The sequence below is a fragment of the Pandoraea norimbergensis genome (genome assembly GCF_001465545.3).
Classification (GTDB): domain Bacteria; phylum Pseudomonadota; class Gammaproteobacteria; order Burkholderiales; family Burkholderiaceae; genus Pandoraea; species Pandoraea norimbergensis.
Genome location: NZ_CP013480.3, coordinates 94,602 through 108,102 on the forward strand (window position 1 = coordinate 94,602; position 13,501 = coordinate 108,102).

Genomic DNA, 13,501 nt, shown 5'->3' on the forward strand with positions numbered 1-13,501 from the left:
ATTCTGTAGAGAACCACACCACACCCATCAGAACTTATGACGCAGTCCGGCGTAGTAAGTCACCTGATTATCGTGTCCGTTCAGGCGCACGCCGGAGCCGCCGGTCCACGACGTGGTCGACGTGCCAAACAGGCCGGACCAGTCGCCGTTCACGTGATCGTAGGCACCGGCCACATAAACGTCGGTGCGCTTCGACAGGCGATAGTCGAGAATCGCGTAAGCCGTTTGACGCGTGCCGCCGAAGTTGCTCGCCGACGTGTTGTTGTACATCCACGCGCCCGTGAACGAGAGCGCCGGGTTGAAGTTGTACGTCGCACCCAGTGTCAGGAACTGATCGCGGCGCGCTGCGCTGAACACCGAGCCGATCGACGCCGTCGAGCTGGCCGTCGCCGGGGTGCTCATGTTCGTGATCGAAGCGAAATCCACGCCGCCGTTCGTCACGTCGAAGCCTGCGTCGCGTTGGCTTTGCAGATAGTCAGCGTAGAACGTGGCCGGACCAAACGCGTACTTCGCTCCCAACACCCACAGCTTGGCCGTGCGGCTTTGCGTGTCGCGCGTTTGCTGCAACTGGCCCGTCATCTTCAGGCCGTTACCTTCATACGACAAACCACCGGAGAGCGACGAGCGTGCCGAACCCTGACCCGCGATGCCGCCCAGCGCGTACTGCAAGTTCACCCCAATCGCACCGAACGACTTGGTGTACGTCAATGCATTGTTAAAACGCTGACCGGTGAGATACACCTGCCACGAGTTCGTCGCCGGGGCACCGACCGACAACGGATCGACCGCCGACACCGCGAGCAAGGCACCCGTGTACTGGCGGCCGATGTCCACTTCACCGAACGCGCCCGACAACCCCACGAACGCCTGACGGCCGAATAACTGACCCTGCTGATCAAAACCGCCGTTGTTGACCGTGAGGCCGTTCTCCAGCACGAAGCGTGCTTTCATGCCACCGCCCAAGTCTTCACTACCGGTCAGGCCGAAGCGGCTGCCCGAGAGAAAGCCCTCGCCGCCCTGCTGCACGCTGAAGGTCTTGCCGCCTTGCGGGCTGGTGTTGGTCTGCATCACCACCGCCGCATCGAGCACGCCGTACAGCGTGACGTTCGATTGCGCAAAGGCGCTCGGGGCGACGCTGGCAAAACACACGCCGGCAGCTGCGGCGATCAGGGAAGGAAGCGGATATTTCATGAGAGTTCCGATCGGTCTTGAAGCACGAGAAATAGACGGAGCCATGGCATGTCGCCGGCCCTCGATTCAAAAAATTGACGCAAAAACGCCCCCGCGCTCTCGTGCACAAGGCAAGAGAACGACGTCATGTCGTCGCAGAGGAGCCACTCGACACAGGTCCGGCGCAGTCGCCGGCGAACCGGGTGTGTCAGGGCGTTGGCGGCAGCCAGGCACGTCGCGCGGGTTTGTGACCCAGCACGGGCGTGTCGCGGTTCAGCCTGTCGCCTTGGGGAAAAGTCGGGCGACTCGACTCACATCGAATCGCCCGGGTCTATCAACCACCTTTCGTGTTACGCGGCCTTTTGCAACACCGTCATCGGGCCGTACAACTCCAGCAGACGCGCATATTCCGTCTCGCTGTAGAAGTCGCACTGATAGCGTTGGCGGTCGGTGTACTGAATCGCCACTTCCACGCAGAAACGCACCGCTTCTGCGATATCCACTTCATGGCTCGCGCTGCCGCCGCTGCCCGCCACGGCCGCTTGCGCCGTGATTGGCACGCCGACCACCGGTGCTTCAGTCGCCACCGTCGGCTGCATGATGCTGTTGATGTGGTACAGGCCGTTGTCATAGTCGGTGATGTCCTGCGTCGTCAGCGGCATGACGCGCGGCAGATGGCCGGTCGTCTGCTGCATGATGTTCAACAGGCTGTCGGACACGCGCAGCAAATACCCCTGCTTGGACGTCGGCGTGATCGCGAAACCGCGTTCGTTGAACACGCGATTGCCCTTGCTCGTATCGACCGACAGGATGGCGTCCATGGCGGCGTCGACTTCGAACTGATTCATCGTCGTCGAGCTGCACGGCATGCCCATGAAGTCGACCGGCTGACGCGGCGTGATCGGCGCATCGGTGCACAGGTGCGTGGTGACGATGACGTCGCCCTGCAACGTGTCGCCACGTGCCCGCAGTTGCGCGAGTTTCAGACCCGCAGCGATCACCGCCGTCGCGCCGTCGGCATCCGACACCTGCGCGATACGGTCCGGGCGTGCGCCAATCGCGCCGTTACGGCCGATCAGGCCCAGCGTCGGGGCCGTGCCGCCGGCCGTCTTGCCTGCCGCGCCCGGCACCACGATCTTGATGAAGTCGGCCACGCGGCCTTCGGTCACACGCTCCACCGTGACCGTTACGCCGGCGTCGGTGTAAGGCGCGAACAGGGCGACGATGTCGTCACCGTTCACGCTCGGCAGGTCGATGAGTTCATACACCGCCAGGGTTTGCTGCAATGCCATGTTTCTAAACCTCTTGAATCTGCTTTGTTACCAGAGACGCCGTAGCGAGCTCAGATCGATGCGAGCGAGAACGTGCTGCCCGTGGCGATCTTGTCGATGGCGCCGCCCTGCTTGAAGTACAGCGCGTCGAATTCGCCGAGCACGGTGGCGTTGTCACCCTGCACGTGCAGCGCGGTGCCTTCCGGAATGCCGACAACACGCTCGTCCGGATTGATGCCGAGGTATTCCGCCAGACGCTCTTCGCGCGACTCGCCGTTATGACCGGCCGGTTTGCCGCTGATGAAGTGCGGGTTCACCTGGAACGGAATCAGGTTCAGCGCCTTGAGCGTGGGCGGCTCGACGATCGGCATGTCGTTGGTGGTGCGAATGGTCGGGCACACGACGTTCGAACCGGCGCTCCAGCCCACGTACGGCATGCCCGCATTCACGCGTTCGCGAATCAGACCGACGATGCCCGCGTTGTACATGCGATCGAGCAGGGCAAACGTGTTGCCGCCGCCGACAGCCACGGCTTCCGCCTGTTCCACGGCCGCGCGCGGATCCTTATGGTGATGGATCGATTCGAGTTCGTAGCCCAGACGCTCGAACACCGGCTTCACGCGCGATTCGTATTCGTCGTAGCTGAACGTGATGCCGCCCGCGTAGGGCACGAACAACACGCGCCTGGCGCGACCCTTGAGCAAGGCGTGCAGTTGGTCGTCCGCATGCTCCAGATAGCCCAGGTTGCCCTTGCGGGAGCTGCTCATCATCAGAATTTGTTTCATGGCTTATGCCTCGTCGGGGGAAGGAAGTGACGGTTCAAAGACGACTGGATTACGGGTCACGAACGCGGGTCGAGCAGCTCACGAATCAGGCCGACGGCCCGGTCGATTTCCTGCTCGGTATTGAAATAATGCACTGCCAGACGCGCCATGCGCTCGATGTTGAAGCGCTTGAGAATCGGCGTCGCCATGAAGTGACCGGCTTCAATGATGACACCGGAGGCTTCCAGATGGGCGACGATGGCATCCGCTTCGAGACCCTTGACGTTGAAGGGCACGAGGCTCAGACGCTGCTCGACTTTCGACGGCCCGTAGATCTCGGCGCCCGGCAACGTCTGTAATTGCTCGACGGCGTAGCGCGTGAGTTGCTGCACGCGTGCGAAAACATCGGTCATACCCAGCGACTGCGCGTAAGCGATGGCTTCGCCCATGCCGAGAATCGACGGCACGATTGGGCAACCGGCTTCGAAGCGCTTGGCCGTCGCCGGCAGCGACAACGCGCCGCTCGCGTCGACGGACGCATTCCACCAGCCGATCAGCGCCGGACGCAGTTGCGTAATGAGCGCTTCGCGCACGTAAAGGAAGCCGCTGCCTTCCGGGCCGCGAAGGGCCTTGCGGCCACACGTGGCGAGAAAGTCGCAACCGAGCGTGCGCACATCGATCGGCACCATGCCGACGGTTTGCGTCGCGTTGATCAGCGTCCAGACATTGCGCTCACGTGCCAGTGCACAGATCGCATCGATCGGCTGCAAGGCGCCCGTCACGTTCGGCAGATGCGCCATCGAGATCAGACGCGTGCGCGGCGTGAGGTATTGCGCGAGCGTGTCGACTTCCATCACGCCATCGGCGTTAGCCGGCACGACTACCACCTTCACGCGGCCCTGTGCCTGCAATTGCAGCCACGGTGCCTGATTCGAAATCATCTCGAAGTCGGAGAGCACGACTTCGTCGCCGTCTTGCCAGTCGATGCCGGCGGCCACGAGGCTGATGGCTTCGCTACCGTTTTTGGTGAAGGCAATTTCAGACGCGTTGGCGCCGACGAAGGCTGCCGTGGCGGCGCGCACTTGCTCGACACGTGCATACGTCTCACGACGGAAGGCGGGCAGGTACGGGCCGGTGCGTGCGGTCTCGGCGAGATACGCGGTCATGGTGTCGACGACGCAGCGCGGCGGCACCGAGGCGGCGGCGTGATCGAAGTAGACGAGGCCGGGCGCGAGCGCGCTGTCGGCGGTGATGCGATTCAGATCCATCGAACTGTCCTACGGGGGTGAGACAAAACAACAACGGGCGCGCGCGAGTGGCGCGCGCCACTCGAAATTACTTGGCCAGCAACTTGCCGAACAACAGCGGCTTGAAGAAGCTGTACAGCGCATCGCCTGCGATGAAGCCGGCAGCCAGCGTGCCGCAGGCCGATTCGCCTGCTGCGCCCCAGCGGCGCACGATCAACACGCGCAGTACGAGACCCGCTGCGACGGCCCAGCCAGCGGCCGGGCTCATCAGCAAGAGGCCCGTCGCCATCAGCACGCCAAGCTGACGCTTCGGCCCGCCAATCAGTTGCAGCAGCGCACCGGGGATGGCCCAGATCATCAGTTGATGACCGATGTCGTTCGACACACCAGCTTCAATCGTGGCGGCGTAGACCTTGTCGACCGGCGGGAACATGTTGTTGGCGAAGAAGTGCGGGTAGGCCAATACGACCGCCACACCTGCGACGCAGAAACCCAGCATGCCGGCGTAGTACTGCTGCTTGCGACCGGCACGTTCCAGCGCCGGGTCGGCGCCGTTGCCGCGCAGGATGAAGCCGGTCTTCAGGTCGTAGCCCATGTCGGCGAAGGCGGGGCCGGTGGCCGACGACAGGCCGACCAGCAGACCGAGGGCCGTCGGCGGGAAGCCGCACAGCATGCCGATCACCAGCGTAATGAGGGCGACGGCGAAGGCCGGGAACCAGCCCGAGTACATCGCGGCGATACCGACGATCAGTTCATGCGCGAAGGCTGCGAACGCGGCAAACAACAGGAAGCCGATCAGCATGCCCGGCGACATGTGCGTGGCAAGGCCGGCGCACAGTGCGATCAGCAACGCAATGCCGACATAGGCGAGAAAGCTCACGCCAAGGAAGCCGGCGAGCTTGCGATCCGACACCGTGGGCTGGTAGCCGGTCTCTGCCTGCGCGCCCTTGCGGTTGCCGCGCAGCACGAGGAACGTCACCTGAATGAGCGCGACGACACCGGCACCGATCATGAAGCCGTGCGGCAGATAGATCTTGTTCAGGTCGACGTGCAGCAGCGGCAGTGAGTAGCCCTTGATGAGCAGGCCCGTGCCGAAACTGCCCAGCGCCCAGATGTTGCCGATGAAGGCCACACCGAAGGCGGACATCGGAATGCCCAGCACCGAACCGGCGACGCCCCCCACCACGCCATAGACGAGCAGGCGGGCTTTCTTGCCGCCTTGATCGCCGGCAATGATCGATTCGGCCGTGGCGATACCGGCGGGCCAGGTGCCCGTGGCGGGGAATGCCTTCGAATCGAACACGCGATAGAGCACCGTGCCGTCGAGGAACATCGCGATCATCACGCCGATGAGCAGCGGCACGATCAGGTCGGGGCGTCCCATGGCGAACGGGATGCCGATCGGAATCATCAGGCTGTTCGACGCGCCGAAGGTGGCCGACGAGATTGCCGTCTGCACCAGATTCTGACGATGCACCGAGCGGAACTTGCGCATCATCGCGATGGGCAGGCGTGCCACGAGCATGGCGAGCAGCGCGCCGATGATCGAGGTGTTGGCCGAGATGCCGAGCGTGACGATCAACTGCATGCCGATGATCGCGCCCGCGACCGAGACGGCCACCATCAGCAGTAACGATGTCGGCTCGAAAACGGACGGATGCTTGCCGTCGAGCGGCGCATAAGGTGCGCCGGGTGGCTTGGTGGCGGCAGAGGGCGGGGCGGATTTCATCGGGTTGATTCTCGAAGGGGCTGGTCTGGCGAAATCGGGGCGGGTCAGTAGAAGCGGCGCATGAGCGACTGCACTTCGGCGAGTTCCTGACGCACGGCGGCGAGCATCTCGCGGCGCTTGTCGTCGGTCATGCGGAAGTCGGGGCCCGAGACGCCGAACGAGGCGAGGATGCCGTCGGTCTCGTCGAACACGGGCAGGGCGAGGCCGAACACGCCGTCGGCAAATTCATTGGCCGAGTAGCTCCAGCCTTGTTCGCGAATGGCCGCGAGATCGGCGCGCAGGGCGGCCGGTTCGGTGATGGTGCTGCTCGTGTAGCGCTTCAGACCGTGTTCAAGAATGGCGTCGAGTTGCGCTTCGGGCAGATACGCGGCGATGACCTTGCCCGACGAGCCAGCGTGCAGCGCGAAGCGCGTGCCGGCGGCGACCGAGTATTTGATGTTCTGATCCGACTCGGCAATTTCGAGATAGACCGCCTCTTTGCCATCGAGCACAGCGAGAAACGCGGTCTCACCGGTGTTGGCCGCCAGACGGCGCATGATCGGCAGGATGAGGTCCGACAGATGCAACCCTTCACGCAGCGATTGCGCGAATTCGAGAAACGCCATGCCGAGTGCGTACTTGCGCGACTTGCCACGCTGCGTGACGAAACCGTGCTGGGCACAGGTCGCGAGAATGCGCTGCACGACCGAGTGGTTGATGCCGGTTTCCTTGGCCAACTCACGCACGCCCCACGTCGGATTCTCGGCCGTGAAGTGGCGCAAAAGCGTCAGCGCGTTGTCGAGCGTCTTCAGCGTCATAAAAATTTGTCTCTCTATTAGCACCACTGTGTCTGTATGTGGTACATTTTAGAAAGGCATAAATGGGGCGGCAACGCTAAATTCACAAATTCAGGGTAAACACCCGTGTCGCTTTTCGCCCTTTTTTGGTGCGAAGTGTGCTGAAAACGGCCCCCCAAGCCGCATGAATGCTGGATCTGCCGGGAATTCCCGGTGCGCGTGTGACAAGCCTCGCACGCCGAGACAAAACGCCCGGACTTGTCCGGGCGTTTTTCATTGGGCGAGAAAGAGGGGCTTCGCGGGCGAGTGACTAGGTCGCCGGATAGCCGCCGGAAGGCAGGCCGAGCCTGTCGAAGAACGCGCGGTTGCGTTCATAAGCCGATTGAAGCAACCGGTCGTACGAGATCACTTCGATATACGTCTTGAAGTGGCTGTTGTAGCCGAAGAACCCCATCCCATCCATGGTCTCGCTCAATTGCAGCATCTGGCAGCGCTGCACGACAGAGCGGGTGATGTCGCACACCACGTAGCAAAAGCCCGGTAGCGACGCCGCCCCTGGCACGGGCCGGCCGCCCGGTGTGGTGACCGACCCGGCACGAATCCGCACGAGATAACCGATGGCCTGCTCGACCGGGTCTTTGTCTTCCCCCGCCGCCGCGTCATTGCGCATCGGGCGTTTGAGCTCGACCACCACGAGCGACGCCAGCGGCCCGTGCGCGCCATCCGCCATCAGCATCGGCCGGTCGAAGACCTTCAGTGCGCACAGGTCGGGCTTGCGCCCTGAAACACAGTCCGTGATCGGCATCGATTGCAGGGGTTTGTCGCTCGCTAAATACGAATGAAACGTCAGCCGCTCGTCAAGCAGCCACAGATTCCCATGCTCGGCGTGCACTTCCTCCGAGCTTTTGCCCATCGGCATGAACAACTCGTGAATCACCTCTTCGCGAGCGAAGCGTCCGTCTTCGCCTCGCTTTAACGCCTGCGCGAGGATGTCGAGAATGGTTTTGCGATGAAATACGTAATTGGCGAGATCCGATTGCTTGATGTCGTCCGCCTTTGCGATATAGCCCGCGAGGCGCTGGCGGTACATTTCGGTGGTTTCGCTTGAGGCGAACTGCATGATGTCGTGCCCCTCTGCGATCAGCGAGTGTTCGACATTGGCCAATTCGCGATGCAGCAGCAGATCGAGATCCCGATCGGAGATGTCAGGCGGCACACTCAGACGGTCCTGATCGATATGAGCGAGGATCGGGCGGTAACGGGGCGCACGATGAGTGACAAAACGCTCGACGCGGTCGCGGCTCGCCTGCCGGGTTTGGGTGAGCCATGGTGCGAGATAGTCGGCGGCAGCCGCGAGCAGCGCCTCCCGGATATCGGCACGTCCCGGCGACGCACTACCGAAGAGATCGTCGGACGACTCTGGAATATCAAAGCCGATACGCTCGGGCCGTACGTGCTGATCGAGCCAGGAGGATGTGACGTAGCAGGCATAGGTGAAATCTCCCTCGCCGTCCTGCAATTTGCCGTGAAGGCCCGGCAGCTTGCCGCTGAGCGGCTCGTTCTCGATGACCCGGCTCGCCGCGCACCAGGCAATGACGGGTTGTGTGACCGCACTCGTCTTGAGCTTCACGTGAGTGATGACGAACGAATGTCCTTTGATATCGAGCGTCTCGCGTTGTGCACCACCCAACAGATAGCTGTCGTAGACGTCGACCAGATCGATGATTTCGTCGCCATCACAAATGACGATTTTGGGCACGCCGCCATCGCGCACGAAGTACCACAGACAATGTTCGAAAAGACTGTTGGCGATGGCGCGCGCCGTCTTGGCCGACTTCTCCCGATAACTCTGGAAAAAGCCTTGCAGATGCACGACCGTGTGCGGGGCTTCGTTCGCGCGCGCGTCACGCAAGTCGATGTTCCGGATGCCTTGTCCGGCGGTGAAATGGAACTGCCGCCGCCGCGCGCGCTGACGGCCGGTGCGAAAAACACTCGCTACCGTGACGCACTCGAACGCCTTGAGCCAGAGCAGACGCCCCACGCCGCGGCAGCCGTGCGCGGCTTTATGGTCGCTGTCGAGTGTTTCGAACGACGTCATGTTCGCGGCGTCGAAGCCCACGCCGTTATCGACGATACGAAAGCCGGAGATCGGTGCCAGAGGTGGCGCGCCGCGTCGGGACGACGCGTCGTCGAGCGTCAGGTCGGTCTGGGCGAGACGCTCGATGTCGATCTGAATCTCGCCCCGGGTGGCATCTCCCTCGCCTGCGCCGACGGCATGGATCGAATTCACGACCGCTTCGAAGAGCGGCAAAAGACCTTTGTGCTGCGGCAGTGGCGTATTGCGCAACCGCCCCGTCAGATTGGTGTTCATGTTCACGGGATATCCCCTTGAAGGCGGCTAAGGGTTGTGACGTCGAGAGGGGGGCGACTCGGCAGGATTGTGGGCATCGCGTGGGGAAGCTGCAACGCTCGATGGGTATCAATTTGGCATTTCGGATTCCTATCGCGCCCCGCTCATTTCTCATGAAGTGAAACGCCATACCGAATGCTGCAACCGCACGTCCAAAAATGACGGGTGCTCGCGAAGGCCCGTCAGGCCGACGTCATACGCAAACCCTTATGCCACCTATAAGCTGGGGTGGAGTCACGACTCGAAATCCCGGGTTTCCGAGCGCCGGGAGAACGATTACACTCAGGGTCTTATATAAGACTGCCCCTTTTCGTCAGCGATCATGCGCCGCCCTAACGTGAAATGCGTTTTCGGTGACAAGTGAATGGCCCGGCGAAGCAGCGTCAACCAGGTTTTCAAACTCGAGTACAGCATCATGACTTCCACTTCCCAGCGTGGCGGCCTGACGGTCGCAGACAATCTGATCGCGTTCATCGAAAAGGAAGCCCTGCCGGGCGCCGGTGTCGATGTCGAAACCTTCTGGAAAGGCTTCGACGCCATCGTCCACGACCTCGCGCCGAAGAACCGCGCGCTGCTCGCCGAGCGCGATCGTCTTCAAGGTGAACTCGATGGCTGGCACCGTGCCAACCCCGGCCCGATCGCCGACGCTGCCGCCTACCGCGCCTTCCTCGAAAAGATCGGCTACCTGCTTCCCGCACCGGCTGACGTCAAGGCGACCACCGCCGAAGTCGATTACGAAATCGCCGAACAAGCCGGCCCGCAACTCGTGGTGCCGCTCTCCAACGCCCGCTACGCCCTGAATGCCGCCAACGCACGTTGGGGCAGCCTGTACGACGCGCTCTACGGCACCGACGCCATTCCCGAAGCCAACGGCGCCGAGAAGGGCACTGGCTACAACCCGAAGCGCGGCGAGCTCGTGATCGCCTTCGCGCGCGGCTTCCTCGATCAGGCAGCGCCGCTGGCCGAAGGCTCGCACAAGGATGCACTCGGCTACAGCGTCGAGAACGGTCAACTCGTCATCACGACCAAGAACGGCAAGACCACGCTCGCTACGCCGTCGCTGTTCATCGGCTTCCAGGGCGACGCCGCGAAGCCGACCGCTGTGCTGCTCAAGCAAAACGGCCTGCATTTCGAAATTCAATTCGACGCGAACCACCCGATCGGCAAGACGGACGCCGCCCATATCAAGGACGTGCTCGTCGAAGCCGCTGTGACGACCATCATCGACTGCGAAGACTCGGTCGCCGCTGTGGACGCCGACGACAAGGTCGAGCTGTATCGCAACTGGCTGGGCCTGATGCAAGGCACGCTCACGGAGGAAGTGTCGAAGGGCGGCAAGTCCTTCACGCGCCGCCTGAACGCCGATCGCGAATACACGGGTGCCGACGGCAAGCCGGTGAAGCTGCATGGCCGCTCGCTGCTGTTCATCCGCAACGTGGGTCACCTGATGACCAACCCGGCGATCACCGATCGCGACGGCCGCGAAATTCCGGAAGGCATTCTCGACGGCGTGGTCACCGTGCTGGCATCGCTGCATGACCGTAAGCACCGCCTGAACTCGCGCACCGGCTCGATCTACATCGTCAAGCCGAAGATGCACGGCCCGGCCGAAGTGGCCTTCGCCGACGAACTGTTCGGCCGTATCGAAGACCTGTACGCCCTGCCGCGCAACACGCTCAAGATGGGCATCATGGACGAAGAGCGCCGCACCAGCGTGAACCTGTCGGCATGTATCGCCGCGGCGGCTGCGCGCGTGGCCTTCATCAACACGGGTTTCCTCGACCGCACCGGCGACGAAATGCATACGGCGATGGAAGCCGGCCCGATGATGCGCAAGGGCGACATGAAGTCGTCGGCGTGGATCACCGCTTACGAGAAGAGCAACGTGCTCGTGGGTCTCGCTGCCGGCCTGCGTGGCCGCGCGCAGATCGGCAAGGGCATGTGGGCCATGCCTGACCTGATGCACGCCATGCTGGAGCAGAAGATCGCGCATCCGAAGGCCGGTGCAAACACCGCCTGGGTGCCGTCGCCGACCGCCGCCACGCTGCACGCGCTGCACTACCACGTCGTCGACGTGCAGGCCGTGCAACAGGCGCTCGAGAAGATCGATTACGCGACAGAGCGCGACGCCCTGCTCACCGGTTTGCTGACGGTGCCGGTGGTGGCCAAGGCCGAATGGAACGCTGAAGAGATTCGCAAGGAAATCGAGAACAACGCGCAGGGCATTCTCGGTTACGTGGTGCGCTGGATCGATCAGGGCGTGGGCTGCTCGAAGGTGCCCGACATCAACGACATCGGCCTGATGGAAGACCGCGCCACGCTGCGTATTTCGAGCCAGCATCTGGCGAACTGGCTGCGTCACGGCGTGATCACGCGCGAACAGGTCGAAGAGACCATGAAGCGCATGGCCGCCGTGGTGGACAAGCAGAACGCCGGCGACAAGCAATATCGTCCGATGGCCCCGAACTTCAGCGATTCGCTGGCGTTCCAGGCCGCCAGCGCCCTCGTGTTCGAAGGCCTCACGCAGCCGAACGGCTACACCGAGCCGCTGCTGCACAAGTACCGTCTGAAGCTCAAGGCGGAACAACGCGGTTGAAGTCGTCGCGCATATCGCGTGAATAGCAGGTCTCGATAAGCACAAGACTTATCACCGGACGCCTGACGGGGTAACCTGTCAGGCGTTCGTGTTTTTTCAGGAGCCTGCTGCGCATGGACCCCGCCATCGCACTGCAACGCGCCGAACGGCGTGCCCTGTACTTCCTGCTGGTCGCGCTGGCGATTTTCATCGCCACGCTCTTCATGCCGCCCCACTTTCTCACCGGCTGGATTCGCGCTGCCGCCGAAGCGGCGATGGTCGGTGGTCTGGCCGACTGGTTCGCGGTGGAGGCGTTGTTCCGGCGCATTCCGATCCCCGGACTGGCTGCGCACACCAACATTCTCATTCGCAAGAAAGACGCGCTGGGCGATGGTCTGGCCCGCTTCGTTCGCGAAAAATTTCTCGATACGCCCTCGGTGGTGCGTCTCATCCAGCAACAGAATCCGGCCGATGCGGTCACCCACTGGCTGGGCTCACATGAGAACGCGCGCCAATTGAGCGCCGTGCTGGTGAAGGTGGCCAGCGGCGTGCTCGACGTGATGGACGAGCGCAACGTGCAGGCGTTCATTCGCCGCGCGCTCGACACGATGATCGACCGGCTCGACCTGTCGCAATCGGCCGCCGCCATTCTCGACACACTCACGCGCGATGGCCGCCATCAGGCGCTGCTCGATGAAACGCTCGAGTACCTCGTCGAACTGCTCAATGAACCGCAGACGCGTGAATTCCTCTCGGCACGCATCGTGGAGTGGCTCAAGGCCGATCACCCGAAGAAGGAGAAGGTGCTGCCCTCGGAATGGATCGGCAACAAGGGCTCGGACATGATCTCGGCCGCCGTGACGCGCCTGCTCGCCCAAATGGAGGCTGACGATTCGCACCAGTTGCGGCAGGCGTTCGACCGCGCGGTGGCCGGACTGATCGAGCGGCTGCGCAACGACGCCGAGTTTCAGGCGAAGCTCGACGGCTTCAAGGCGCAGTTGAAGGGCGACACCGCGCTGACCGCTTACGCGGGCAGTCTGTGGAACGAGTGGCGCAGCTGGGTGAAGCGCGATCTGGCGCAGGAAAACTCGGTGATCGGCGCGAAGATCGTAGGCGCCGCGTCGTGGATCGCGCAGGAACTGGCGCGTAGCGAATCGCTTCGCCGGGCGCTCGATGCCCAGTTGCTCGACGCCGCCGAGCGCATGGCGCCGGGCTTTGCAGACTTCGTGACCGAACACATCCGCGCTACGGTGCACGGCTGGAATGCGGAACATCTCTCTCAGCAGATTCGCCTGAGCGTGGGGCAGGATCTGCAATACATCCGCATCAACGGCACCCTCGTGGGTGGACTGATCGGCGCGGTGCTGTACCTGATCGCGCAGGCGCCAGCCCTGCTCGCACGCTAGTGTCTTTCTGGCGCAACACTCTACGGCGCGTGCCATCATCGCGTCAAAAATCACGGGTTGCCGCCCCGCAAGGCCTGCGCCGTTGAATCGATAAAATTTATCGATATATAAGAAATCAAAATTATATTTATACAAACCCGTTCCCTATAGTTC

General features: G+C 62.6%; 9 protein-coding genes. 2 read left to right on the plus strand and 7 right to left on the minus strand.

The genetic code is table 11. The features are described from left to right. Positions 1 to 27 precede the first annotated feature (27 nt). From AT302_RS00385 to AT302_RS00415, 7 genes are all read right to left on the minus strand, one after another. The gene (locus tag AT302_RS00385) at positions 28 to 1,191 is read right to left on the minus strand and encodes a porin (protein ID WP_058376703.1); all 1,164 of its coding nucleotides are present in this window, start codon (positions 1,189 to 1,191) and stop codon (positions 28 to 30) included. Positions 1,192 to 1,520: 329 nt separating this feature from the next. Next, positions 1,521 to 2,462 carry a DUF1177 domain-containing protein gene (locus tag AT302_RS00390; protein WP_058376704.1) on the minus strand — a complete coding sequence of 314 codons (942 nt, stop codon included), beginning with the start codon at positions 2,460 to 2,462 and terminating at the stop codon, positions 1,521 to 1,523. Between the two features lie 50 nt (positions 2,463 to 2,512). Beyond that, entirely contained in the window at positions 2,513 to 3,226 is a 714-nt protein-coding gene (gene pepE / locus AT302_RS00395; RefSeq protein ID WP_058376705.1) for a dipeptidase PepE, read from the minus strand. A gap of 56 nt (positions 3,227 to 3,282) precedes the next feature. Then, entirely contained in the window at positions 3,283 to 4,473 is a 1,191-nt protein-coding gene (locus AT302_RS00400; protein WP_058376706.1) for an aminotransferase class V-fold PLP-dependent enzyme, read from the minus strand. A 67-nt stretch (positions 4,474 to 4,540) separates the two neighbouring features. Next, positions 4,541 to 6,181, minus strand: coding sequence for an OPT/YSL family transporter (locus AT302_RS00405; protein WP_058376707.1), 1,641 nt, complete (start codon positions 6,179 to 6,181; stop codon positions 4,541 to 4,543). Between the two features lie 44 nt (positions 6,182 to 6,225). After that, positions 6,226 to 6,978, minus strand: coding sequence for an IclR family transcriptional regulator (locus AT302_RS00410; RefSeq protein ID WP_058376708.1), 753 nt, complete (start codon positions 6,976 to 6,978; stop codon positions 6,226 to 6,228). A 289-nt stretch (positions 6,979 to 7,267) separates the two neighbouring features. Next, positions 7,268 to 9,328 (minus strand): ATP-binding protein, encoded by a 2,061-nt coding sequence (locus AT302_RS00415; RefSeq protein ID WP_237172032.1) that lies wholly within the window; start codon positions 9,326 to 9,328, stop codon positions 7,268 to 7,270. A gap of 454 nt (positions 9,329 to 9,782) precedes the next feature. On the opposite strand from AT302_RS00415, the gene AT302_RS00420 reads away from it, so the two are divergent. Continuing rightward, on the plus strand, positions 9,783 to 11,963 hold the full coding sequence (locus AT302_RS00420) for a malate synthase G (protein WP_058379998.1): 2,181 nt from the start codon (positions 9,783 to 9,785) through the stop codon (positions 11,961 to 11,963). Positions 11,964 to 12,076: 113 nt separating this feature from the next. Further along, positions 12,077 to 13,348, plus strand: a complete 1,272-nt coding sequence (locus tag AT302_RS00425; RefSeq protein WP_058376710.1) for a DUF445 domain-containing protein — start codon at positions 12,077 to 12,079, stop codon at positions 13,346 to 13,348. Positions 13,349 to 13,501 lie beyond the last annotated feature (153 nt).